Origin of the sequence: Streptomyces parvulus, assembly GCF_014648855.1 — a bacterium.
Taxonomy (GTDB): Bacteria; Actinomycetota; Actinomycetes; order Streptomycetales; family Streptomycetaceae; genus Streptomyces; species Streptomyces parvulus.
The window spans coordinates 325,214-349,406 of the sequence record NZ_BMRX01000001.1; the positions used below are offsets into that span (position 1 = coordinate 325,214).

Annotated in this window: 23 protein-coding genes; 11 read left to right on the forward strand and 12 right to left on the reverse strand. The window is 71.1% G+C overall.

The window, feature by feature from the left end:
• Positions 1-83: 83 nt before the first annotated feature.
• Entirely contained in the window at positions 84-449 is a 366-nt protein-coding gene (locus tag IE108_RS01550; protein WP_064728890.1) for a PH domain-containing protein, read from the forward strand.
• 9 nt (positions 450-458) lie between these two features.
• Here IE108_RS01550 and IE108_RS01555 read toward each other — a convergent pair whose 3' ends face one another.
• Together IE108_RS01555 and IE108_RS01560 are read right to left on the reverse strand one after the other, a co-directional pair.
• Positions 459-659 (reverse strand): DUF397 domain-containing protein, encoded by a 201-nt coding sequence (locus tag IE108_RS01555; RefSeq protein WP_064728889.1) that lies wholly within the window; start codon positions 657-659, stop codon positions 459-461.
• Positions 656-1,531, reverse strand: a complete 876-nt coding sequence (locus IE108_RS01560) for a helix-turn-helix domain-containing protein (protein WP_064728888.1) — start codon at positions 1,529-1,531, stop codon at positions 656-658. Before IE108_RS01560 ends, IE108_RS01555 begins: the two co-directional genes overlap by 4 nt.
• Positions 1,532-1,920: 389 nt before the next feature.
• Here IE108_RS01560 and IE108_RS01565 point away from each other — a divergent pair, with 389 nt between their 5' ends.
• The gene (locus IE108_RS01565; protein ID WP_064728887.1) at positions 1,921-2,805 is read left to right on the forward strand and encodes a helix-turn-helix domain-containing protein; all 885 of its coding nucleotides are present in this window, start codon (positions 1,921-1,923) and stop codon (positions 2,803-2,805) included.
• 47 nt (positions 2,806-2,852) lie between these two features.
• A complete protein-coding gene (locus IE108_RS01570) occupies positions 2,853-3,458 on the forward strand; it encodes a Uma2 family endonuclease (RefSeq protein ID WP_064728886.1) in 606 nt (201 codons plus the stop codon).
• 70 nt (positions 3,459-3,528) lie between these two features.
• Here IE108_RS01570 and aspS read toward each other — a convergent pair whose 3' ends face one another.
• Positions 3,529-5,292: an aspartate--tRNA ligase gene (gene aspS / locus IE108_RS01575; RefSeq protein WP_064728885.1), complete on the reverse strand. Its 1,764-nt coding sequence runs from the start codon at positions 5,290-5,292 to the stop codon at positions 3,529-3,531.
• A gap of 163 nt (positions 5,293-5,455) precedes the next feature.
• Here aspS and IE108_RS01580 point away from each other — a divergent pair, with 163 nt between their 5' ends.
• Positions 5,456-7,606, forward strand: a complete 2,151-nt coding sequence (locus tag IE108_RS01580; RefSeq protein ID WP_064728884.1) for a SpoIIE family protein phosphatase — start codon at positions 5,456-5,458, stop codon at positions 7,604-7,606.
• On the opposite strand, the gene IE108_RS01585 is transcribed toward IE108_RS01580, so the two are convergent.
• The 3 genes from IE108_RS01585 to IE108_RS01595 all read right to left on the reverse strand — a co-directional run bounded on the left by IE108_RS01585 (position 7,552) and on the right by IE108_RS01595 (position 9,999).
• Positions 7,552-8,622, reverse strand: a complete 1,071-nt coding sequence (locus IE108_RS01585) for an AI-2E family transporter (protein ID WP_064728883.1) — start codon at positions 8,620-8,622, stop codon at positions 7,552-7,554. The genes IE108_RS01580 and IE108_RS01585 overlap by 55 nt on opposite strands.
• Before the next feature lie 65 nt (positions 8,623-8,687).
• The gene (locus tag IE108_RS01590; protein WP_229851552.1) at positions 8,688-9,452 is read right to left on the reverse strand and encodes a pirin family protein; all 765 of its coding nucleotides are present in this window, start codon (positions 9,450-9,452) and stop codon (positions 8,688-8,690) included.
• Between the two features lie 76 nt (positions 9,453-9,528).
• Positions 9,529-9,999, reverse strand: a complete 471-nt coding sequence (locus IE108_RS01595) for an SseB family protein (RefSeq protein WP_064728881.1) — start codon at positions 9,997-9,999, stop codon at positions 9,529-9,531.
• A 173-nt stretch (positions 10,000-10,172) separates the two neighbouring features.
• Between IE108_RS01595 and IE108_RS01600 the strand changes: the two genes are divergently transcribed.
• The 4 genes from IE108_RS01600 to IE108_RS01615 all read left to right on the forward strand — a co-directional run bounded on the left by IE108_RS01600 (position 10,173) and on the right by IE108_RS01615 (position 14,404).
• The gene (locus IE108_RS01600; protein ID WP_064728880.1) at positions 10,173-11,999 is read left to right on the forward strand and encodes an acyl-CoA dehydrogenase; all 1,827 of its coding nucleotides are present in this window, start codon (positions 10,173-10,175) and stop codon (positions 11,997-11,999) included.
• Positions 12,000-12,140: 141 nt separating this feature from the next.
• Entirely contained in the window at positions 12,141-13,439 is a 1,299-nt protein-coding gene (locus tag IE108_RS01605) for a M18 family aminopeptidase (RefSeq protein ID WP_064728879.1), read from the forward strand.
• A gap of 124 nt (positions 13,440-13,563) precedes the next feature.
• On the forward strand, positions 13,564-13,812 hold the full coding sequence (locus IE108_RS01610; RefSeq protein WP_064731862.1) for a DUF6458 family protein: 249 nt from the start codon (positions 13,564-13,566) through the stop codon (positions 13,810-13,812).
• Between the two features lie 85 nt (positions 13,813-13,897).
• A complete protein-coding gene (locus IE108_RS01615; protein WP_064728878.1) occupies positions 13,898-14,404 on the forward strand; it encodes an LURP-one-related/scramblase family protein in 507 nt (168 codons plus the stop codon).
• Positions 14,405-14,434: 30 nt separating this feature from the next.
• Here the strand turns inward: IE108_RS01615 and IE108_RS01620 are convergent, their stop codons facing one another.
• Complete coding sequence (locus tag IE108_RS01620; RefSeq protein WP_189397555.1) at positions 14,435-15,226, reverse strand: carbon-nitrogen family hydrolase; 792 nt, start codon at positions 15,224-15,226, stop codon at positions 14,435-14,437.
• A gap of 182 nt (positions 15,227-15,408) precedes the next feature.
• Here IE108_RS01620 and IE108_RS01625 point away from each other — a divergent pair, with 182 nt between their 5' ends.
• Entirely contained in the window at positions 15,409-16,233 is an 825-nt protein-coding gene (locus tag IE108_RS01625; protein WP_064728876.1) for a maleylpyruvate isomerase family mycothiol-dependent enzyme, read from the forward strand.
• Positions 16,234-16,331: 98 nt separating this feature from the next.
• On the opposite strand, the gene IE108_RS01630 is transcribed toward IE108_RS01625, so the two are convergent.
• Both IE108_RS01630 and IE108_RS01635 read right to left on the reverse strand, forming a co-directional pair.
• Positions 16,332-17,642, reverse strand: coding sequence for an MFS transporter (locus IE108_RS01630; RefSeq protein ID WP_064728875.1), 1,311 nt, complete (start codon positions 17,640-17,642; stop codon positions 16,332-16,334).
• Positions 17,639-18,289, reverse strand: a complete 651-nt coding sequence (locus tag IE108_RS01635; protein ID WP_064728874.1) for a GntR family transcriptional regulator — start codon at positions 18,287-18,289, stop codon at positions 17,639-17,641. The genes IE108_RS01630 and IE108_RS01635 overlap by 4 nt, the downstream gene beginning before the upstream one ends.
• A 216-nt stretch (positions 18,290-18,505) precedes the next feature.
• On the opposite strand from IE108_RS01635, the gene IE108_RS01640 reads away from it, so the two are divergent.
• Positions 18,506-19,486, forward strand: coding sequence for a D-alanyl-D-alanine carboxypeptidase family protein (locus IE108_RS01640; protein ID WP_064728873.1), 981 nt, complete (start codon positions 18,506-18,508; stop codon positions 19,484-19,486).
• Positions 19,487-19,556: 70 nt separating this feature from the next.
• Here the strand turns inward: IE108_RS01640 and IE108_RS01645 are convergent, their stop codons facing one another.
• From IE108_RS01645 to pdhA, 3 genes are read right to left on the reverse strand one after another with little or no spacing between them, the layout of a single operon-like run.
• The gene (locus IE108_RS01645; protein ID WP_064728872.1) at positions 19,557-20,960 is read right to left on the reverse strand and encodes a dihydrolipoamide acetyltransferase family protein; all 1,404 of its coding nucleotides are present in this window, start codon (positions 20,958-20,960) and stop codon (positions 19,557-19,559) included.
• 10 nt (positions 20,961-20,970) lie between these two features.
• Positions 20,971-21,951, reverse strand: a complete 981-nt coding sequence (locus IE108_RS01650; RefSeq protein ID WP_107420226.1) for an alpha-ketoacid dehydrogenase subunit beta — start codon at positions 21,949-21,951, stop codon at positions 20,971-20,973.
• A gap of 1 nt (position 21,952) precedes the next feature.
• Entirely contained in the window at positions 21,953-23,197 is a 1,245-nt protein-coding gene (gene pdhA / locus IE108_RS01655) for a pyruvate dehydrogenase (acetyl-transferring) E1 component subunit alpha (RefSeq protein WP_064728871.1), read from the reverse strand.
• Positions 23,198-23,521: 324 nt separating this feature from the next.
• Between pdhA and IE108_RS01660 the strand changes: the two genes are divergently transcribed.
• A complete protein-coding gene (locus IE108_RS01660) occupies positions 23,522-24,178 on the forward strand; it encodes a response regulator (RefSeq protein ID WP_064728870.1) in 657 nt (218 codons plus the stop codon).
• The last annotated feature ends 15 nt before the right edge of the window (positions 24,179-24,193 follow it).

Sequence of the window (24,193 nt, forward strand, 5' to 3'; positions counted from 1 at the left end):
GAGGGCCCGGGAGCAACCGCTCCCGGGCCCTCGTGCGTCCGTTACTCCGAGCGCACCGCGAGGATCACGAGGGGGACCAGCCCATGGCACTGTTCGGCAACGCCCACAGCATCGACCCGGCCCAGGCCCAGCAGGAGTACGCGCGCCTGCTCGGCCAGGGTGAGCAGGTGTACGCCGCGTACCTGCTGATCCGCGACACCATCCTGTTCACCGACCGGCGCCTGATCCTGATCGACAAGCAGGGCATCACCGGCAAGAAGACGGAGTACCACTCGGTCCCGTACCGCAGCATCACGCACTTCGCGGTCGAGACGGCCGGCACCTTCGACCTCGACGCGGAACTGAAGATCTGGCTCTCCGGCTCCCAGGTCCCCATCCAGAAGACCTTCACCAAGGGCGTCGACATCTACGAGGTCCAGGCCATCCTGACCCAGTTCGTGGCCCGGTAGCCGAGGAGGTCAGCTCCCGCAGGCGTACGCCACGAAGTCCGCCCAGGCGTCCGCACCGAGCGCGAGACGGGGCCCGGCCTCGCGGTACTTGGAGTCGCGGACGTGGGTGGTGCGGGGTGTGAGGGCGATCTCGACGCAGGAGTTGCCGTCGCCGCTGCTGCTGTAGCTGCTCTTGAACCACATCAGCGTGGAGTCGTCCCTGGTGCTCATGTCTCTCCAAGCATCTGCTCGATGAACGCCCGCGATTCCCGGGGCGTGAGCGCCTGGGCCCGGATCATGCTATAGCGCAGGTCAAGGATGCGGATCTGCTTCGGGTCGCTCACGGGGCGGCCGTTGAACGCTCCCTCGGAGCGACCCACCGCCGTGCCTTCCGGGAACTTCAGCTCCTCGATGAGCCCGCCCGTGCCGAAGTGGTCCTCGACCTCCGTCGGCATCACCTGGATCGACACATTCCGCAACTCCCCCAGCTCAAGCAGGCGTTCGAGCTGTCGGCGCCACACCATTCTGCCCCCAACCGGCCGCCGGAGCGTCGACTCTTCCTGGACGAAGGTGAGCGTCGGCGCGGGTGACCGATCGAAGATCGCGCGGCGAGCCATGCGTGCGGCCACCATGCGCTCCGTCTCCTCGTCCGAGTAGGCGGGAAGCCACGTGCCGAACAGCGCCCGCATATGGCCCTCGGTCTGCAACAGACCCGCCACGTTGCTGTTCTCGTACACCCCGATCTCGACCGCCCGCGCCTCCATCTGAGCAAGATCCCGCACCTTCTTCGGGTACCGGACCTTGGCCACGTCCTCCCGCATCGCAGCGAGCAGTCCGCCCGCCCCCAGCACCTCGTCCGCCCGCTCCAGGTACTCGGGCCGGGGAATCCGCTTCCCGCCCTCGATCTTGTAGACGAGGTCCTCGCCGTACCCCACGGCCCGGCCGAAGTCACCGGCCCGCATCCCCACCGCCTCGCGCCGCAGCTTCAACTGCCGCCCCACCGTGGCGATCACTGCCACGCCCCACTCGTCGTCCGGGTCGACCTCCCACCCCGGCTCGTCAGCCTCGGTCCTGAGCTGCCGAACCTCGCCGTCCACCGACATGCGCGCCCCTCCGTCGTACCGCCCCGTACCAGCCACGCCCTACCCGTGAACGACGCCCCGACAAGCCTGGACACGCCCGGACAGATCCCACCCGGCCCGTCCCCGCATCCACCGGAACCTGACGCCTCAAGCTCCGGTCCGACCTGCGCCCCCTATGCACTACTCACTGGGGAGAAAGAACCTCACCAAACCCCACCCCTCCCTCCCGTCGGGCCGGGTCACTCCCGCGAGTGAATATGCCCAACTGGGCTGGATATGCCACCGGTTGCCTGCCCTACTCTCAGCGGCAGCAGCACACCGCAAAGCACCCCCAGACATGCGACGGCCCCCGCCGGGACTGGCATCCCAATGCGAGGGCCTGACCACCGAGGAAGACAAGGCCCTTCCCGATGGATACGAAAAACCCTAGCGCGCCCAAGCGCGCCCAGTCCCGACTCACGCCCAAAAACCACCCCGCCGAAAAGCCGTTCGCCGGCGTCACCCACGACCACGTGCGCCACACCGAGAACTTCACGGTGGTCGGCAACGACCTGGTGCAGCACCCGGAGCTGTCGGGGCTCGCCATCGGACTGGCCTGCTACATCCAGTCCGTGCGTCCGGGTACCGCCGTCGACATCAAGACCCTGGCCGCCCGCTTCCCCGAGGGCCCCACCCGCATCGCCGCCGCGCTGAACGAACTCGAAGCCCACGGCTACCTGATCCGCAGCAGGGAGCGCACCGCCACGGGCCGGATCGTCACCCGCACCGTCTCCTGCAATCGGCCCGGCCACCGCACCGCCGCGCGCGACACGGCACCGCGCAGGCCCGCCCGGCGACGCACGGAGCCAGACGAGGCCGCGCCACGCAAGCGCCTGCTCCCCGCCGTCCCCCAGCCCTCCTGCACCACCCCCGCCCTCCTCCAGGCGGCGGCCGAAGTCCTCACCGGCCTGCGCCGCCGCGACCCCCGCCTCCTGCTGTCCGCCACGGACGCCGAACACCTGGCCCCGGGCGTCGCCGCCTGGCTCGAACGCGAGGTCACCCCGACCGCCGTACGCCATGCCCTGACCGCGAACCTGCCGGACGAGCCCCTGATCCGCCCGGCCGCCCTCCTCGCCCACCGCCTGACCGCCCAGTTGCCGCCCCCACCGCCGTTCAGGCCACCGGCCCCACCAGCTCCCGGGCCCCGCCAACCCCTCCAGACCTGCGACGGCTGCGACCGCGCCTTCCGGGCGCCCGAGCCGGGCAGGTGCCGCGACTGCCGATCCGAGATGCTCCCCGGAGGCCGCCTAGCATGAGAGCGACGATCCTTGCCCCTGGGCACAGACGACGAGGAGCGAGCGCCATGACCATCGCCCCGGACGACGCACGGCAGGGTGCATCCCACCTGTACAGGGTCATGCGCGACTTCGTGGAGTCCACGGACGGCACGCTCCCCGGCAAGTTCGAGATCACCAAAGAAGGAATCGTCCTCGACATGATGTCGCCCGTGCGGCCACACGAGCTGACCGCTCTCCGGCTCCGCAAGCGCTTGGAGAAGGTCATGCCCGAGGAGATCGTGGCGCACACCGGCGAACCCGACGTCGAGATGGAGCCGGAGGGGATCCTGCGCCGTCCCGACATCATGGTCATCGCCGAGGCGGACATGGAGGGAGAGGGGCCGTTCGACCCGCGTACGATCATCGCCGCCGTCGAGATCGTCTCCCGCTCCAATCCGGACAACGACTGGATCACCAAGCTGCGCGACTACCCACTGCTCGGCATCCCGGTCTACGCGATCTTCGACCCGCGCACCGCGACCGGCGCCGTCCTCAGCGACATCCACGCCACCCCCGGCGGCCCCCGCTACGCCACCCGCAAGGATTTCGTCTACGGCGAGGACGTCACCATCGCCGAGTGGACCGTCTCGACCCACGACCTGCCGGTCTACCGCGACGAGGGCCGGACGTGACGCCCGGGTGACGACGCCGAAGGGCCCGGAACCAGCGCCTGGTTCCGGGCCCTCGCAAAGCTGCCGCGGGCTACTTCGGCTGCGGCTTGCGCACCGTCAGGTGCAGCTCACGCAGCCGCGACTCGTCCAGCTCCGTCGGCGCGCCCATCATCAGGTCCTGGGCGTTGCCGTTGAGCGGGAAGGCGATGGTCTCGCGGATGTTGGGCTCGTCGGCCAGCAGCATCACGATGCGGTCCACGCCCGGGGCGATGCCACCGTGCGGCGGGGCGCCGAAGCGCAGCGCGCGCAGCATGCCGGCGAACTCGCGCTCGACGGTCTCGGCGTCGTAGCCCGCGATCTCGAAGGCCTTGATCATGATGTCCGGCTCGTGGTTCCGGATGGCGCCGGAGGACAGCTCGACACCGTTGCAGACGATGTCGTACTGCCAGGCCAGGATGTCCAGCGGGTCCTGGTTCTCCAGGGCGTCCATGCCGCCCTGCGGCATCGAGAAGGGGTTGTGGGAGAAGTCGATCTTCCCCGTCTCCTCGTCCTTCTCGTACATCGGGAAGTCGACGATCCAGCAGAACCGGAAGACGTTCTCCTCGAAGTGCCCGGCGCGCTTGGCGGCCTCGACCCGGACCGCGCCCATGATCTTGGAGACCTCGTCGAACTCGCCCGCGCCGAAGAACACCGCGTGCCCGGCGGCCAGCGCCAGGCGCTTGGTCAGCTCGGCGACGTTCTCCTCGGTGAGGAACTTGGCGATCGGGCCGGTCAGCGAGCCGTCCTCGGCGACGCGGACCCAGGCCAGGCCCTTGGCGCCCTGCTCCACCGCGTAGTCGCCGAGCTGGTCGAAGAACTTGCGCGGCTGGCCGGAGACGTCCGGCACCGGCAGCGCGCGCACGTGCTTGCCGGCGAAGGCCTTGAACTCCGAGCCCTCGAAGACGTCGGTGATGTCGACCAGCTCCAGCTGGGCGCGCAGGTCCGGCTTGTCGGAGCCGTACTTCAGCATCGCCTCGCGGAACGGGATGCGCGGGAACGGCGAGGTGACGTGGCGGCCACCCCCGAACTCCTCGAACAGCTCCGTCATCAGCTGCTCGATCGGGCGGAAGACGTCCTCCTGCTCGACGAAGCTCATCTCGACGTCGAGCTGGTAGAACTCGCCCGGCGAGCGGTCCGCGCGGGCGTCCTCGTCGCGGAAGCAGGGCGCGATCTGGAAGTACCGGTCGAAGCCGGAGATCATCAGCAGCTGCTTGAACTGCTGCGGCGCCTGCGGCAGGGCGTAGAAGCGGCCCGCGTGGAGGCGGGAGGGGACGACGAAGTCGCGGGCGCCCTCGGGGGAGGTCGCGGTGAGGATCGGCGTCGCCATCTCGTTGAAGCCGAGGGCCACCATCTTGCTGCGGATCGAGGAGATCACCGACGTACGCAGCATGATGTTGCGGTGCATGCGCTCGCGGCGCAGGTCGAGGAAGCGGTACTCCAGGCGCCGCTCCTCGTTGACCCCGTCCTCGGCGTTGATGGTGAAGGGCAGCGGCTGGGCGGCGCCGAGCAGCTCGACCTCGCCCACCTCGACCTCGACCTCGCCGGTGGGCAGGTCGGGGTTGATGTTCTCGGCGCCGCGGGAGACGACCTTGCCGTCGACCCGAACGGTCGATTCCTTGGTCAGCTTGTCCAGCGCCTCGTACGCCTCGGTGCCCGGCCGGGCCACCAGCTGGGTGATGCCGTGGTGATCGCGCAGATCGATGAAGAGGATGCCGCCCAGGTCGCGCCGATTGTGCAGCCAGCCACTCAGTCGGACGTCGGTACCGACGTCAGAGGAGCGGAGCTCGCCGCAGGTGTGGGACCTGTACCGATGCATCGTCGTTCATCCAGCCTTCGCGGATCGGGGATGGTGTTTCGCGTTTCACGTGAAACAACCCCAGCGTACCGGGCGGCCAAGGCTGCCTTCCTCCCCTTTGGCCCGCCGTGACCCCCGCCCCGCGCGGTGGCAGCGTGCGATCACCTCTTCTTACAGTGGGCCCATGCGCACTGGTGAGCCCCTGCGGGACGTGGGGGACGTCCTCGCGGCCCTGGCGACCGGCCTGTGGCACTGGGACACCGCCACGGGTGAGGTCACGGTCGACGCGGTGGCCGCCCGCCTGCTGGGGCTGCCCGCGGAACAGGTGATCCTCACCGAGGCGCAGGTGCGGTCCCGGCTCCATCCGGTCGACTGGAACGAGATCACCGGAGTGGTCCAGCTCGCCGTCGCGGAGGGCACCCTCGCCGAGGTCCGGATCCGGATCATGGACGAGCTGGGGCATGTCGTCCGCGTGGTCCGCAGCCGCTCCAAGCCCGCCTTCGACCCCGTGCGCAAGGCGTACGAGCTGACCGGCACCCTCCAGGAGGTCGCCGAGCCCACCCCCGGCACCCCCGCCGGGCGCAGCGCCGTCACCGGCGACTGGCGCCGCTCCCGCGAGGCGTTCCTGCTGGACGCGGGCCGCGCCCTGGCGGAGGCACGCTCCACGGAGGAGGTGCTGCGGGTCGCGGCGGCCCTGTCGATGCCGGGGTTCACCCCGGACGGCCTGGCGGTCTTCGGGGTGGCCGGCGACCGCCTCACCGTCATCGGCCACCACGGGCAGCCGGAGAACGAGGTCAACCCGTTCGTGGACATGTCCCTGGACACCGACTACCCGGCCGCGGAGGTGGCCCGCACCGGCCGGGCCGTCTACCTGTCCTCGCCGCAGCAGTACCGCTCCCGCTACCCCATGACCTGGCATCTCGCCGAGCGCTTCGGCCGCCGCTCCTGGGCCTACCTGCCGCTGACCGTGGCCGGCCGCACCATGGGGGCCTGGCTGGCGGCGTTCGCGTACCCGGTGGCCTTCACCCCGGACGAGCGGTCCGTCCTGACCACCGTGGCGCGGATGCTGGCGCAGGCCCTGACCCGGGCGGGCGCCGCCGAGACCCAGCGGGAGCTGACCGACGGGGTGCAGCGCTCCATGCTGCCCGTGCTGGGACCGGAGATCCCCGGCATGGACATCGCCGCCCGCTACGTCCCGACCGGCGGCGGGCTCCAGGTCGGCGGCGACTGGTACGACATGATCCCGCTGCCGGGCGAACGCTTCGCCATCGTCATCGGCGACGTCCAGGGGCACGACGTGCGGGCGGCCGCGCTGATGGGCCAGCTGCGCATCGCGCTGCGCGCCTACGCCTCGGAGGGCCACCGGCCGGACGCGGTGCTCTCCCGCGCCTCGCACTTCTTCCACGGCCTGACCCAGTCCGACGAGGACCCCGGCGACCTGCGCTTCGCGACCTGCTACTACGCCGAGGTCGACCCCGTGACGGGCACCGTGGAGAGCGCCCGCGCCGGGCATCTGGACCCGGTCGTGCGCATGGCGGACGGCACCGCGCTGATCCTCGCGACGGCGGGCGGGCTGCCCCTCGGCATCGACCCGGACACCGACTACCCGACCACGCGGCTCGCCCTGGAGCCCGGGGACACCCTGATGCTGTGCACGGACGGCCTGGTCGAGACCGGCGGGCACGACCTCCAGACCGGCTGGCACCGCCTGCGCGTGGTTCTGGAGGACCACGAGGGGGGCCTGGAGGAGCTGGCCGACGCGCTGGTCCAGGCCGTGCACGGGCCCTCGTCGCACCACACCACCGGCCCGCTGGCCGACCGGCGGGAGGACGACATCGCGCTGCTGCTGCTGTGCCGGCAGGGCGAGGGCTGCGGCTGCGGCGACAGCACCGTGGCCCGGCCGACGGTGCGCCGCACCATGCTCTCGGTCGCCCAGGCCGAGCCCGCCCGGATCGCCACCGCCCGGCAGCACCTGCGGGACCTGCTGCACGACTGGCCCGACGAGGACCAGCGGGACGCCGCGGTGCTCCTGCTCTCCGAGATGCTGACCAACGTCCTGGTGCACACCGACACCGACGCCCTGCTGGTCGCCGAGGTCGCCGGGGAGCCCGGCGAACGGCGGATCCGGGTGGAGGTCACCGACAACGGCGACGACCTGCCGCACAAGCGCCGCCCGGGGGAGATGGCGTCCTCGGGCCGCGGCCTGATGCTGATCGAGCTGCTCGCCGACGCCTGGGGCGTCGCCCCGCGCGGCAAGGGCAAGAGCATCTGGTACGAGGTCTACGAGTCCGCGGCCCCGGAGGACGGCCCCGCCGACGGTGAGGCGGCGGCGTAGCGCTTCTGCAGCTCGTGGACGATCCCGAACGCCGCCGCGGTCAGCGGTACGGCGAGCAGCATCCCGAGGATGCCGGCCACCGACGCCCCTGCGGTCAGCGCCAGCAGCACGATCGCCGGGTGCATCTGCACGGTGCGGCTCTGGATCATGGGCTGGAGCACGTGCCCCTCCAGCACCTGCACGGCCACGACCACCCCGAGCGCCCAGAGCGCGATGGCGAACCCCCGGTCGGCCAGCGCGACCAGCACGGCGACGGTGCCGGAGATGAACGCCCCCAGGTAGGGGATGTAGGCGCCGACGAAGACGAGCGCGCCGAGGCCCACCGCGCCGGGGACGCGCAGGATCAGCAGCCCGACGGTGATGCAGAGCGCGTCGATGAGGGCGATCAGGGTGGTGCCCCGCATGAAGCCCTCGACGGCTCCGAAGGCGCGCCGGGCCATCGCCTCGACGGTGTCGGCGGCGCCGGGCGGCGCGAGGGCGCGCACCGTGCCGACGGCGCGGTCGGAGTCGCGCAGGAAGAAGAAGACCAGCAGGAGGGCGAGGACCGCCACGGCGATCATCTCGCCGACCACGCTGAGCCCGGTCACCACGCCGGAGGCGGCGGTGCCGCCGAACTTGCCCAGCAGCTCGCGGGCGTTGGACGCCATGTCCTCCAGCGAGGTGCCCGCCGCCCCGAAGTGGTCGGCGATGTCGCGCGCCGCGTTCCGGACCGAGGCGACGATCTGGTCGCCGGTCTCGATGAGGGCGGACACCACGATGTACAGGGCGCCGCCGACCACGGCGACGACGGCGACGCAGGTCAGCCCGGCCGCCAGCGAGCGCTGCACGTGGGCCTTGACCAGCCGCTTGTGCAGCGGTCTGAGCAGGGCGGTGCCGAGCAGCGCGAGCAGGGCCGGTGTCACCGCCGTGCGCAGCTCGACGCAGAGCCGGATCGCGACGTAGGCGACACCGCTGGCGAGCAGGATGACGGCGCACCAGGCGGCGAGCCGGCGGACCGGGCCGGGGAGCAGCTGCACGCCCCCAGCCGATCACGGCCCGGGCGGGCTGTCCTGTGCGGACCGCCCGCCCGGGTGACGCGGCGTCAGGCCTCCGGGCCCGCCTCGGACATGCCGTGCACGGCCGGCACGGTGCCGAGGCGGCCCTTCTGGAAGTCCTCGAAGGCCTGCATCAGCTCGTCCTTGGTGTTCATCACGAACGGGCCGTAGTGCGCCATCGGCTCCCGGATCGGCTGCCCGCCGAGCAGCACGACCTCCAGGTCGGGGGTGTGCGCGTCCTGCTTCTCGTCCGCGCGGACGGTCAGCGAGCCGCCGGCCCCGAAGACCGCCGTCTGCCCGAGGTGCACCGGACGCCGCTCGGCGCCCACCGAACCGCGGCCGGCCATCACGTAGGCCAGGCCGTTGAAGTCCTCGCGCCAGGGCAGGGTGACCTCGGCGCCCGGGGCGAGCGTGGCGTGGACCATGGTGATCGGGGTGTGCGTGATCCCGGGGCCCTCGTGGCCGTCCAGCTCGCCGGCGATGACGCGGAGCAGCGCGCCGCCGTCCGGGGAGGTGAGCAGCTGGACGGAGCCGCTGCGGATGTCCTGGTAGCGGGGGGCCATCATCTTGTCCCTGGCCGGCAGGTTCACCCACAGCTGGAGTCCGTGGAAGAGCCCGCCGGACATCACCAGCTGCTCCGGCGGCGCCTCGATGTGCAGCAGGCCCGAGCCCGCCGTCATCCACTGGGTGTCGCCGTTGGTGATGGTGCCGCCACCGCCCTGGCTGTCCTGGTGGTCGAAGATCCCGTCGATGTACCTCCTCGGGTACGCCCACTTTAGTTGAGCGTTGAACTTCTTGCCAGTCCGAACCACGAAAGCCCGGAGGGCATTCCCTCCGGGCTCGCTCAGCGGTGGCGACGGCGCGTGGCCGTCGGCGAAGCAATGGCGTCTAGCCATACATGCGGCGCATCGCGAAATCGACCATCTGTTCGACGGCCTTCGCGTCGAAGACCATCCGGTGCTCGCCCTCCATGTCCAGCACGAACCCGTAGCCGGTGGGCAGCAGGTCGATCACCTCGGCCCCGGTGATCACGAAGTACTTGGACTCCTTGCCCGCGTAGCGCCGCAGCTCCTTGAGGCCGGTGAACATCGGGATCACCGGCTGCTGGGTGTTGTGCAGCGCGAGGAACCCGGGGTTGTCGCCGCGCGGGCAGTAGACCTTCGAGGTGGCGAAGATCTGCTGGAAGTCCTCGGCGGACATCTGGCCGGTGGTGAAGGCGCGCACCGCGTCCGCGAGCGAGGGCGGGGACGGCTCGGGGTACAGCGGCGGCTGCTGCCCGTACCCGCCGCCCATGGGCTGCTGCGGCGGCGGGGCGTACTGCTGCTGCTGAGGACCCGCGGTCTGGTCGTAGCCGTACATGCCGCAAAGAGTAACGAGTAACGAGTCACAGATGACCCGCTCGGGGTTGCTTCTTATTACCGACGGGTAGCATCATCGGTAGCGAGGCTGAGCTACTGCTTGGTACGCGCAGTCGGTATGTGTACAGATGCGAGGATCCAGTGCCTCGCCGATCTCTCAACGGAGCCGTCGCCATGGGGCACTACAAGCCGAATCTCCGGGACATCGAGTTCAACCTCTTCGAGGTGCTCGGCCGTGACAAGGTTTACGGCACCGGCCCGTTCGCGGAGATGGACACCGACACCGCCAAGAGCGTCCTGGAGGAGCTGACCCGCCTCTCGGAGAACGAGCTGGCCGAGTCCTTCGCCGACGCCGACCGCAACCCGCCGGTCTTCGACCCGGAGACCAACACCGCACCGGTCCCGGCGTCCTTCAAGAAGAGCTACCAGGCCTTCATGGACTCCGAGTACTGGCGCCTGGGCCTGCCCGAGGAGATCGGCGGCACCACCGCGCCGCGCTCCCTGATCTGGGCCTACGCGGAGCTGATCCTCGGCGCCAACCCGGCCGTGTGGATGTACTCCTCGGGCCCGGCCTTCGCCGGCATCCTCTTCGAGGAGGGCAACGAGGTCCAGAAGCACATCGCCTCGTTCGCCGTCGAGAAGCAGTGGGGCTCCACCATGGTGCTCACCGAGCCGGACGCCGGCTCGGACGTCGGCGCCGGCCGCACCAAGGCGGTCCAGCAGGAGGACGGCTCCTGGCACATCGAGGGCGTCAAGCGCTTCATCACGTCCGGCGAGCACGACATGTCGGAGAACATCCTCCACTACGTCCTCGCCCGCCCCGAGGGCGCCGGTCCCGGCACCAAGGGCCTGTCCCTCTTCCTCGTCCCGAAGTACGAGTTCGACTTCGAGACCGGCGAGCTGGGCGCGCGCAACGGCGTCTACGCCACCAACGTCGAGCACAAGATGGGCCTGAAGGCCTCCAACACCTGCGAGATGACCTTCGGCGACCGCCACCCCGCCAAGGGCTGGCTGATCGGCGACAAGCACGAGGGCATCCGCCAGATGTTCCGCATCATCGAGTTCGCCCGCATGATGGTCGGCACGAAGGCGATCTCCACCCTGTCGACGGGCTACCTCAACGCGCTGGAGTACGCCAAGGAGCGCGTCCAGGGCCCCGACCTGGCGAACTTCATGGACAAGACCGCCCCCAAGGTCACCGTCACGCACCACCCGGACGTCCGCCGCTCCCTCATGACGCAGAAGGCGTACGCCGAGGGCATGCGCGCGCTGGTGATGTACACGGCGACCGTGCAGGACGAGATCCAGGTCAAGGAGGCCAACGGCGAGGACGCCTCGACCGAGCACGCCCTCAACGACCTGCTCCTGCCGATCGTCAAGGGCTACGGCTCGGAGAAGGCCTACGAGCAGCTCGCCCAGTCGCTGCAGACCTTCGGCGGCTCCGGGTTCCTCCAGGAGTACCCGATCGAGCAGTACATCCGCGACGCCAAGATCGACACCCTGTACGAGGGCACCACGGCGATCCAGGGCCAGGACTACTTCTTCCGGAAGATCGTCCGCAACCAGGGCGCCGCGCTGAACTCGCTCGCCGAGGACATCAAGAAGTTCCTGGCCCTCGCCACCGGCGGCGAGGAGCTGTCCGGCGCCCGCGAGCACCTGGCCAAGGCGGCCGTCGAGCTGGAGGCCATCGTCGGCCTGATGCTCACCGACCTCGCGGCCACCGAGCAGGACGTCAAGAACATCTACAAGGTCGGGCTGAACACCACCCGCCTGCTGCTCGCCTCCGGCGACGTGGTCGTCGGCTACCTGCTCCTCAAGGGCGCCGCGGTGGCCGCCGAGAAGCTGCCGACCGCCTCCGCCCGGGACAAGGCCTTCTACACCGGCAAGATCGCCGCCGCGAAGTTCTTCGCCGCGAACGTCCTGCCCGGCGTGACCATGGCCCGCAAGGTCGCCCAGGGAGTCGAGCTGGACCTGATGGAGCTGGACGAGGCCGCGTTCTAGCCCCTCCCGGCTCAGGGGCCCGCGTCTCCCCGGTCCGATCGGTACCGGGGAGTCCGGTCTCCACACTCCCCACACACCCTCACGAGGGCCCGCTCCCGGCAGACCGGGAGCGGGCTCTCGTACGTCGTTAAGGTGAACCCCATGAGCGCACCGTCCCGCTTCGACCGCGGCCACACCGACGACCTGATGACCTTCCTGGCGGCCAGCCCCACGCCGTACCACGCCGTGGCGAACGCCGCCGCGCGCCTGGAGAAGGCCGGCTTCCGGCAGGTCGCCGAGACGGACGCGTGGGACGGGTCCACCGGCGGCCGGTACGTCCTGCGCGGCGGCGCGCTCGTGGCCTGGTACGTGCCGGAGGGCGCCGCGGCCCACACGCCGTTCCGCATCGTCGGCGCGCACACCGACTCCCCGAACCTGCGGGTCAAGCCGCGCCCGGACAGCGGGGCGCACGGCTGGCGCCAGGTGGCCGTGGAGGTCTACGGCGGCCCGCTGATGAACTCCTGGCTCGACCGCGACCTGGGCCTGGCCGGCCGGCTCTCGCTGCGCGACGGATCGACCCGCCTGGTCAACGTCGACCGCCCGCTGCTGCGCGTCCCCCAGCTCGCCATCCACATGGACCGCAACGTGTCCGCGGAGGGCCTCAAGCTCGACAAGCAGCGCCACCTCCAGCCCGTCTGGGGCCTCGGCGACTCCGTGCACGACGGCGACCTCATCGCCTTCCTGGAGGAGGAGGCCGGCCTGGAGCGCGGCGAGGTCACCGGCTGGGACCTGATGACGCACTCCGTGGAGGCCCCCGCCTACCTGGGCCGGGACAACGAGCTGGTGGCCGGACCGCGCATGGACAACCTCCTGTCGGTGCACGCCGGTACGGCCGCGCTGGCCGCCGTCGCCGGCTCGGGCGCGGACCCGTCCTCCATCCCCGTGCTCGCCGCCTTCGACCACGAGGAGACCGGCTCCCAGTCGGACACCGGCGCCGACGGCCCGCTGCTCGGCAGCGTGCTGGAGCGCTCGGTGTTCGCGCGCGGCGGCTCGTACGAGGACCGGGCGCGCGCCTTCGCCGGCACCGTCTGCCTCTCCTCCGACACGGGCCACGCCGTCCACCCCAACTACGCCGAGCGGCACGACCCGACGCACCACCCGCGCGTCAACGGCGGTCCCCTCCTCAAGGTGAACGTCAACAACCGCTACGCCACCGACGGTTCGGGCCGCGCCGTCTTCGCCGCCGCCTGCGAGAAGGCCGACGTCCCCTTCCAGACCTTCGTCTCCAACAACTCCATGCCGTGCGGCACCACCATCGGCCCGATCACCGCGGCCCGGCACGGCATCAGCACCGTCGACATCGGCGTGGCGATCCTCTCGATGCACAGCGCCCGGGAGTTGTGCGGCGCCGACGACCCGCACCTGCTGGCCAACGCGCTCGTCGGGTTCCTGCGCCCGTAGCCCCGACGCGAGCCGAGGACGCGAACGGCACTCCACGGCATGGGGGTTGACGGCCGGGGTACCCGAACGGAACCGGATCGACCGGAAACCCGGACCCGACCGGCTCTACAGGGAGGCGACACTCATGGGCCTCGGCGGGTGCATCATCCTCATCGCCGTGGGAGCCATCCTCACGTTCGCGACCGACTGGGACATGCAGGGCGTCAACCTCGACCTGGTCGGGGTCATCTTCATGGTGGTCGGCCTGATCGGTGTCGCGACGTTCAGCAGCATCGCCCGGCGCAGGCGCGTCATGGTGCCGCCGACGACCCAGGTCGTCGAGGACCGCTCCCACCAGCCGCGCGACGGCTACAGCAACGGCTACGGCGCCTGACCGGCCGCACACACCGCGCGGGCGCACTCATCCTGTCGGCCTACCGGCCGCGTTCACCGGCGCCCGGCGGGGAAGCGGTCCGGACATGAGATTCCTCGTGTACGACCGGCTCCTCGGCATCGGTGACGACTACTGGATCGAGGACGACTCCGGCAACAAGGTCTACCTCGTCGACGGCAAGGCGATGCGGCTGCGGGACACCTGGGAGCTGAAGGACGCCCAGGGACGCGTGCTGATCGACATCCACCAGAAGATGTTCGCCCTGCGCGACACGATGGTGATCGAGCGGGCGGGCGAGCCCCTGGCCCGGATCAAGCGGAAACGTCTCTCCCTGCTGCGCAACCACTACCGCGTCGCCCTGGCCGACGGCACGGAGCTGGACGTCAGCGGCAAGATCCTCGACCGGGAGTTCGCTGTCGAGTACGACGGCGAACTGCTGGCGGTCGTCTCGCGCCGCTGGCTGACCCTCCGGGACACCTACGGCGTGGACGTCGTCCGCGACGACGCGGACCCCGCGCTGCTGATCGCGCTGGCGGTGTGCGTGATCCACCTGGCGGAGAAGGAGCGGGAGAAGAACGACGAGGACGACTGACCGGGGTGACCGGACGGGGACCGGCGGCGGCTACCGCGGCGCCGCCAGTCCCATCACCCGGTCCTTGAGCGCCGGGAACTGCTCCCGGGTCCGCGCCACCTTCGCCGGGTCGAACTCCACCGTCAGGACCTCCTCGCCGGCCCCCGCCTCCGCCAGCACCTCGCCCCAGGGGTCGACCACGATCGAGTGGCCGGCCTGCTCGACGCCGGCGTGGGTCCCGGCCGTTCCGCAGGCGAGGACGAACGCCTGGTTCTCCACCGCCCGCGCCCGGGCGAGCAGCGTCCAGTGGGCCCGGCGGCGCTCGGGCCAGCCCGCCGGGATCACCAGGGTCTCGGCGCCGTCGTCGGCCAGGGCGCGGAACAGCTCGGGGAAGCGCAGGTCGTAGCAGGTCGCCACGCCCACGGTGGTCTCCGGCAGACGGACCGTCACCGGCTCGCGCCCGGCGCCCATCAGCACGGCCTCGCCCTTGTCGAAGCCGAAGCGGTGGATCTTGCGGTACGAGGCGGCCAGGTCGCCGGAGGGGGAGAAGACGAGCGAGGTGTTGTAGAGCCGCCCGTCCGGGGCCCGCTCGGGAACGGACCCCGCGTGCAGCCACACACCCGCGTCGCTGGCCGCCTTGGCCATCGCCTCGTGCGTGGGACCGGCCAGGGGCTCGGCGTGGGCGTCGAAACCGTCGAAGGCGAAGGCACCGGTGGTCCACAGCTCCGGCAGCACCACGAGGTCGGCGCCGGACTGCTCCCGTACCAGAGCCGCCGCGCGCACGCGACGCGCTTCGGGCGATTCGTCCTCGTTCACGGCGATTTGAATCAAAGAGGCGCGCACACTACCACCGTCCTGGCATTCGAGCCGTCCACACGGGCCTACGATCGTCACACGAAAGCACTGCCGGGGTGCCGCACAGCAGCGTAACTTAGCGTGCTAAGACGCCCGCCGACCGCAGCCACCGCCCACTGGCACCGCCGCCACCGCCCGCCCGTGTACCGACCGCCGAGGGGTCCCGTTCCGTGAGTCTGCATCCCACCCTCCAGCCCTACGCCGACGCCTGGACTCACTCCATCGAGGCGATATCCGAGCTGGTCCAGCCGCTTGCGGAAGCAGAGTGGAACCGTCGCACCCCCTGCCCGGGCTGGTCGGTGCGGGACATCGTCTCCCACGTCCTGGGCCTGGACTCGGAGATGCTCGGCGACCCCCGTCCCATCCACACCCTGCCGCGCGACCTCTACCACGTCACCAACGACCACCAGCGCTACACCGAGATGCAGGTCGACGTCCGCCGCCACCACACGGCCCCCGAGATGACGTCCGAGCTGGAGTACATGATCATCCGGCGCAACCGCCAGCTGCGGAACGAGTCGCGGGACCCCGGCACGAAGGTGCGCGGCCCGCTCTCCACCGAGCTGACCCTGGAGGAGGCGATGCGCCGGCACGCCTTCAACGTGTGGGCGCACGAGCAGGACCTGCGCACGGCCCTCGGCCGCCCCGGCAACCTCGACTCCCCGGGCGCGCACGTCGCCCGCGACGTGCTCCTCGACGAGCTGCCGGCCGTCGTCGCCGAGCGCGCGGACGCCCCGCGCAGCTCCGCCGTCGTCTTCGACGTGCACGGCCCGGTCGAGTTCCTGCGCACCATCCGCGTCGACATCCAGGGCCGCGGCACTCTGGAGACGGCGCCCGCGCTCGGCCCCGCGGCGACGCTGACCATGGACTGGGAGACGTACTTCCGCCTGGCCTGCGGCCGCGTGAGCCTCCAGGCGTCGGCGGACCGCATCAAGACGGAGGGCGACCCGGACCTGACGGACGCGATCCTGCGCCACTTCACGGTGACACAGTAGGTTTCCAGCCCGTCCGGCGTTTGAGGACGAGGCCGTTCAGGCCGAAGCGGGGGTCTGGGGGCGGCAGCCCCCAGCCGGCCCGCACCCACGCCGGGTGCCTACACGGGAACGTGCACCGTCTCCACCCGACTGGCAACCAACCGCTCGCGCTCCCGCCGAGCCGCCCGCTTCCGCAGCCGCAGGATCTGCGTGATCCCGAGCACCTGCAACACGAACACCGACGAGAACGCGACGCCGTAGTCGTCCCCCGTCGCGTCCAGCAGCACCCCCACCGCGAACAGCGTGGTCATCGACGCCACGAAGCCCCCCATGTTCGTGATCCCGGACGCCGTGCCCTGCCGCTCCGGCGGATTGGCCGGCCGCGCGAAGTCGAAGCCGATCATCGACGCCGGCCCGCACGCCCCGAGCACCGTGCACAGCACGACCAGCAGCCACATCGGCGCGTGGTCGGCCGGGTAGGCCAGCGTCGCCGCCCACAGCAACGACGTCGCGCCCACCGTGCCGAGCGCCAGCGGCAGCCGCGCCGCGTGGTGCCGGGCGATGATCTGGCCGTAGACCAGGCCGACGGTCATGTTGGACAGCACGACGAGGGTGAGCAGCGTGCCGGCCGTGGCCTGGGTAAGACCCTGTGCCTCGACCAGGAACGGCATCCCCCACAGCAGCAGGAAGACCATCGCCGGGAACTGGGTGGTGAAGTGCACCCACAGTCCGAGCCGCGTCCCCGGCTCCCGCCAGGACAGCGCGATCTGCCGCCGTACGTACGCGGCCCCCTGATGCGGCATCGGCTCCGGCTCGTGCCCCTCGGGGTGGTCCTTCAGGAAGAGCAGCAGCAGGACGAAGACCACGACACCGGCGAGCGCGCTGCCCGCGAAGGCGGCCGTCCAGCCGAGGCCGTGCAGCAGCCGGGCCAGGACGAGCGTGGAGACCAGGTTCCCCGCCATGCCGACCAGCCCGGCGAGCTGGGCGACCATCGGCCCCCGGCGGGCCGGGAACCAGCGGGTGCCCAGCCGCAGCACGCTGATGAAGGTCATCGCGTCGCCGCAGCCCAGCAGCGCCCGCGAGGCGAGCGCCATCCCGTACGAGGGCGAGAAGGCGAAGCCCAGCTGTCCGGCCGTGAACAGCACCACGCCGATGCCCAGCACGCGCTTGGTGCCGAGCCGGTCCACCAGCAGTCCGACGGGTATCTGCATGCCCGCGTAGACCAGCAGCTGGAGGATGGAGAAGGTGGACAGGGCCGAGGCGTTGACGTGGAAGCGGTCGGCGGCGTCGAGACCCGCGACCCCCAGCGAGGTGCGGAAGATGACGGCGACGAAGTAGACCGAGACGCCGATGCCCCAGACGGCCATCGCGCGCCGGCCGCCCGGCGGATCGCCCGGCAGTGCGGGCCCGGCCGAGGTGGCCGTGCTCATCGGACCTCACCCCGCGCCAGGTTCGAGAACCAGCCCACGTGCCGGCCGACGACCTCGACCGCCGCCTCGGCGTCCCCGGCGCGCAGCGCGTCGAGGATCTCCTCGTGCTCGGTGAGGGTCTTGGCGATCCGGTCGGGGTGTGCGTGCATGACGGCGACGCCCATGCGCAGCTGGCGGTCGCGGAGCTGGTCGTAGAGGCGGGAGAGGATCTCGTTGCCGCCGCTGCGGACGATCTCGGCGTGGAAGCAGCGGTCGGTGACGGAGGCGGCGACGAAGTCCCCGGCGGCGGCCTGCTCCTTCTGCCGCGCCAGCAGCTCGGCCAGCCGGTCCACGAGCCCGGGCGGGGCGGGTACGGCCTTGCGCGCCGCGTGCTCCTCGACCAGCAGCCGGGTCTCCACCACGTCCGCGATCTCCTGGGCGGAGACGGGCAGGACCAGGGCGCCCTTCTTCGGGTAGAGCCGGATCAGGCCCTCGGCCTCCAGCCGCAGCAGGGCCTCGCGCACCGGGGTGCGGGAGACGCCGACGGCCTCGGCCAGCTCGCCCTCGGTGAGCAGCGTCCCGCCCTCGTAGCGGCGCTCCAGGACGCCCTGCTTGACGTGGGTGTAGACGCGGTCCGCCGCGGGGGGTTGCCTCACTGCCGTGGTCATGCCGACAGGATAGATACAACAGGTACGCAAGAGGGGCCGGGTCCAGCATGCGGACGTCCGGCCGCCCGTCACCACCTATCAGGGGAATCCCTCACCACACCCCTGCCGCGGTACAACCTTCCGTGCTATTCACGAGTCGCACAGTCGCGGCCCGAGCCGCACCGACCACAACGTGGCCGCGACGCAGGGGAATTCACCACAATCGGGGTACTCAACTTGATAAACACCATTTCGGGCATCCGCTCCCGCGGAGCCGTCGCCGCCGCCCTGACCGGCGGCATGGTCCTCGCGGCCGGCGTCCTCTCCTCCGCACCCGCGCAGGCCGCCGGTCCCGCGTACCAGGCGAGCGGCGTGCGCGCGCAGCTCGCCGCGACGTCGTACAAGGCCAACGGCGTGCGCGCCGCGGCGCCCGCGCCCTCGATCGCCGCCAAGGGCGGCTTCGTGATGAACGACGCGAACGGCGCCTCGCTCTACACCAAGGCCGCCGACACCAAGCGCTCCACCGGCTCCACGACCAAGATCATGACGGCCAAGGTGGTGCTGGCGCAGCCGAACCTGAACCTGGACGCCAAGGTCACGGTCCAGATGGCGTACAGCGACTACATCGTGTCGAAGAACGCCTCCTCGGCCCGCCTGATCGTCGGCGACAAGGTGACGGTCCGGCAGCTGCTCTACGGGCTGATGCTGCCCTCGGGCTGCGACGCCGCGTACGCGCTGGCCGACAAGTTCGGCACGGGCACGACGCGGGCGGCCCGGGTGAAGTCGTTCATCGGCAAGATGAACTCCACCGCCAAGAGCCTCGGCCTGAAGAACACGCACTTCGACTCGTTCGACGGCATCGGCAACGGCCAGAACTACTCCACGCCGCGCGATCTGACGAAGCTCGCGAGCAACGCGATGAAGAGCTCGACCTTCCGCACGATCGTCAAGACCAAGAAGTACACGGCGAAGACGGTCACCAAGACGGGCGGCACCCGCACGATGGCCGCCTGGACCAACACCAACACGCTGCTCGGCAGTTACAGCGGAGCGATCGGCGTGAAGACGGGCTCGGGCCCGGAGGCCAAGTACTGCCTGGTCTTCGCCGCGACCCGAGGCGGCAAGACGGTCATCGGCACGGTGCTGGCGTCCACGTCCTCGACCCAGCGGGCGACCGACGCCACGAAGCTCATGAACTACGGCTTCGGCAGGCTCTGACCGGACGCGACGGCCTGCGGACGGAGCCGCGCGTCCCCCGCGAGGGGGCGCGCGGCTCCGTCCTGTGCGGCTACGCCCAGGTCATCAGGCGCTTCGGCTGCTCCAGGACCGCCGCCACGTCGGCGAGGACCTTGGAGCCCAGCTCGCCGTCGACCAGGCGGTGGTCGAAGCTCAGCGCCAGCGTGGTCACCTGACGCGGCTTCACCTTGCCCTTGTGCACCCACGGCTGGAGCTTGATCGCGCCGACCGCGAGGATCGCGGACTCACCGGGGTTGAGGATCGGCGTGCCGGTGTCGACGCCGAAGACGCCGACGTTGGTGATGGTCACCGTGCCGCCCTGCATGGCGGCCGGGGAGGTCTTGCCCTCCCGGGCCGTCGAGACCAGCTCGCCGAGGGACCCGGCCAGCTGGGGCAGCGTCTGGGCGTGCGCGTCCTTGATGTTCGGGACGATCAGGCCGCGGGGCGTCGCGGCGGCGATGCCCAGGTTCACGTAGTGCTTGACCACGATCTCCTGCGCCGCCTCGTCCCAGGAGGCGTTGACGTCCGGGTTGCGCCGGATCGCGACCAGCAGGGCCTTGGCGATCAGCAGGAGCGGGTTCACCCGCAGGCCCGCGAACTCCTTGTCCTGCTTCAGCTCCTCGACCAGCTTCATGGTGCGCGTCACGTCGACCGTCACGAACTCGGTGACGTGCGGCGCGGTGAACGCCGAACCGACCATCGCCGCCGCCGTGGCCTTGCGGACGCCCTTGACCGGGACGCGGGTCTCGCGCGCCGTGTCGTAGGACGCCGGTGCCGCCGGGGCCGGGGCGGGCGTGACGGCCGCGGGGGCCGCCGGCTGCTCCGGGGCCCGGTCGGAGGCGACGGCCGCGTGCACGTCCTCGCGCGTGATGACGCCGTCCGGTCCCGAGGGCACCACGGTCGCCAGGTCGACGCCGAGGTCCTTGGCCAGCTTGCGCACCGGCGGCTTGGCCAGCGGGCGCTCGCCCGGGGCCGGCGCGGGGGCCGGACCGTGGCCGTTCATCTCGGCCTGGATCGCGGCGGCCGCCGGGGCGGCCTGCGGGTCCGGGGTCTGCGTGACCTTGCGGGGGCGGCGGCGGGTCGCGGAGGTGGACACCCCGTACCCGACCAGGACCGGCTGGCGGCCCTCCGGCTTCTTCTCCTCGGCCTCGGCCGGGGCGGGGGCGGCCTCCTGCGCGGGGGCCTCCGCCGCGGCGCCGCCCACGGCCACCGCGATGATCGACGTGCCCACGTCGACGGTGGTGCCCTCGGGGAAGTGCAGCTCGCGGACCACGCCGTCGTAGGGGATGGGCAGCTCGACGGCGGCCTTGGCCGTCTCGACCTCGCACACCACCTGGCCGTCGGTGACCGTGTCACCCGGCTGGACATACCACTTGAGGATCTCGGCCTCGGTGAGTCCCTCGCCCACGTCGGGCATCTTGAACTCGCGTACGGACCCTTCGGTCATCGTCGTCACGACCCTCTCCTCAGTACGCCAGCGAGCGGTCGACGGCATCCAGCACCCGGTCCAGGTCGGGCAGGTACTCCTCCTCCAGACGCGCCGGCGGGTACGGGGCGTGGTAGCCGCCGACCCTCAGCACCGGGGCCTCCAGGTGGTAGAAGCAGCGCTCCGTGATCCGGGCGGCGATCTCCGCGCCCGAGCCGAGGAACACCGGCGCCTCGTGGACCACGACCAGGCGGCGGGTCTTCTCCACCGACGCCTGGATGGTGTCGAAGTCGACCGGGGACATGGACCGCAGGTCCACGACCTCCAGGGACCTGCCCTCCTCGGCGGCCGCGTCGGCGACCTCCTGGCAGAGCTTCACCATCGGCCCGTACGCCGCCAGCGTGAGGTCGGCGCCCTCGCGCACCACCCGCGCGGTGTGCAGCGGGCCCGGGATGGCCTCCCGGTTGACCTCGGCCTTGTCCCAGTAGCGGCGCTTGGGCTCGAAGTAGATCACCGGGTCGTCGCTCTGGATGGCCTGCTGCATCATCCAGTAGGCGTCCTCCGCGTTCGACGGGGAGACCACCTTCAGGCCCGCCACGTGCGCGAACAGCGTCTCCGGGGACTCGGAGTGGTGCTCGACCGCGCCGATGCCGCCGCCGTAGGGGATGCGGATGACGACCGGCATCTTGACCTTGCCCAGCGAGCGCGCGTGCATCTTGGCGAGCTGGGTGACGATCTGGTCGTACGCCGGGAAGACGAAACCGTCGAACTGGATCTCCACCACCGGGCGGTAGCCGCGCAGGGCCAGGCCGATGGCCGTGCCCACGATGCCGGACTCCGCCAGCGGGGTGTCGATGACCCGCTCCTCGCCGAAGTCCTTCTGGAGACCGTCGGTCACCCGGAAGACACCGCCGAGCTTGCCGACGTCCTCGCCCATGATGAGCACCTTGGGGTCGGACTCCAGTGCGCGGCGCAGCGACTCATTGATCGCCTTGGCCAGCGCCATCTTCTCCGCTGCCATGTCAGACCCCCTCTGCCTCGGCGAACGACGCCTGGTAGGCGGCGAACTGGGCTCGCTCCTCGTCGACGAGCGCGTGCCCGTCCGCGTACACGTTCTCGAAGATGGCGAACCGGTCCGGGTCGGGCATGGCACGGACCACCTCGCGCACCCGCTTGCCCAACGCCTCGCTCTCCGACTCCAGTTCCCCGAAGAATCCCTCGTCCGCGTGGTTTTCGGCCTCCAGGAAGCGGCGCAGGCGCAGGATCGGGTCCTTCGCCTCCCAGGCGGCGCGCTCGTCGTCGTGCCGGTAGCGGGACGGGTCGTCCGAGGTGGTGTGGGCGCCCATGCGGTACGTGTACGCCTCGATCAGCGCGGGTCCCTCGCCGCGCCGCGCCCGCTCCAGCGCCCAGCGGGTGACCGCGAGGACGGCCAGCGCGTCGTTGCCGTCGACGCGGACGCCGGGGAAGCCGAAGCCCTGGGCGCGCTGGTAGAGCGGCACCCGGGTCTGCTTCTCGTTGGACTCGGAGATCGCCCACTGGTTGTTCTGGCAGAAGAACACCACCGGCGCGTTGTAGACGGCGGCGAAGTTGAACGCCTCGCTGACGTCGCCCTGGCTGGAGGCGCCGTCGCCGAAGTAGGCGATCACGGCGGAGTCCGCGCCGTCCTTGGTGATGCCCATCGCGTAGCCCGTGGCGTGCAGCGCCTGCGAGCCGATCACGATGGTGTACAGGTGGAAGTTGTTGCTGTTGGGGTCCCAGCCGCCGTTGTTCACGCCGCGGAACATGCCGAGGAGGTTGGTCGGGTCGACCCCGCGGCACCAGGCGACGCCGTGCTCGCGGTAGGTCGGGAAGACGTAGTCGTCCTCGCGGGTGGCCCGGCCGGAGCCGATCTGGGCGGCCTCCTGGCCGAGCAGCGAGGCCCACAGGCCCAGCTCGCCCTGGCGCTGGAGGGCGGTGGCCTCGGCGTCGAAGCGCCGGGTGAGCACCATGTCGCGGTAGAGGCCGCGCAGCTCGTCGGGGGTGATGCCGTCGACGAACGAGGCGTACTCGGCGTAGGGCGAGTTCTTCGCCGTCCCGACGCGCTCGCCCTCGGGGGTGAGCAGCTGCACCAGCTCCGTCTCGGGGGCCTTGTTCGCAGCGGTGCGGGTGGTGCGAGTGGTGCGTGTGGTGCGCTTGGCGCCGGTGGTGTCGGCTTTGGTGCCGGTGGTGCCGGCCGCCTTGCTTCCGGCGCTGCGTCGCGGCTTGCGCGCGGCAGTGCTCTCGGTCACGTGTGCTCCTCCGTCGGTCCGGCCCCCGGGTTCGCCGGAAGCCAGTGCGGCTCACCTGTGTCCCGGCGGTCGCACAAGGGTGGGTGCGGCCCGGTCGGGGGACAGGCGTGACAGGTGCCCCGGCGAGCGCCCTGCGAACAGCACGTTACCCAGTGCTCCACATATCTGTGAAACCCCTCCTGACCTGCGTTTTTACTCGGATTTCCAAGTAAATCGGCAAAGTCCGGAAGTTGTCCTGGTCACAGCCTCGCAGGGGGCCGGAACAACGGCACGTTATCCCGGGCACCCCGGGCACGGGAAGAGCCGGTGTGTGACACTGACCGCGTGCGCGAAGACGGAAAAATCCGGGTATTCCTCCTCGACGACCACGAGGTGGTGCGCCGCGGGGTGCACGATCTGCTCTCCGGCGAGGCCGACATCGAGGTGGTCGGCGAGGCCGGCACGGTGGCCGGCGCGGCCGCCCGGGTGATGGCCACCCGCCCCGACGTCGCGGTGCTGGACGTGCGGCTGCCCGACGGCAGCGGGGTCGAGGTGTGCCGCGACATCCGCTCCCGGGACGAGTCCGTGCGCTGCCTCATGCTGACCTCCTTCGCCGACGACGAGGCCCTCTTCGACGCGATCATGGCGGGTGCCTCCGGGTACGTCCTCAAGGACATCCGGGGCGCCGAGCTGCTGAGCGCCGTACGCGGGGTGGCGGCCGGCAAGTCGCTGCTCGACCCGGCGGCCACCGCCCGGGTGCTGGCGCGGCTGCGCGACGGAGGCGCCAAGCCCGACGACCGGCTGGCCCGCCTGACCGACCAGGAGCGCCGCATCCTGGAGCTGATCGGCGAGGGCCTGACCAACCGCGCGATCGGCGAGCGGCTGCACCTCGCGGAGAAGACGATCAAGAACTACGTGTCGAGCCTGCTGGCCAAGCTCGGGATGCAGCGGCGTTCCCAGGCGGCGGCCTTCGTGGCCCGGCTGGACGCGGAGAGCCGCTGAGCGGCCCCGACCGGG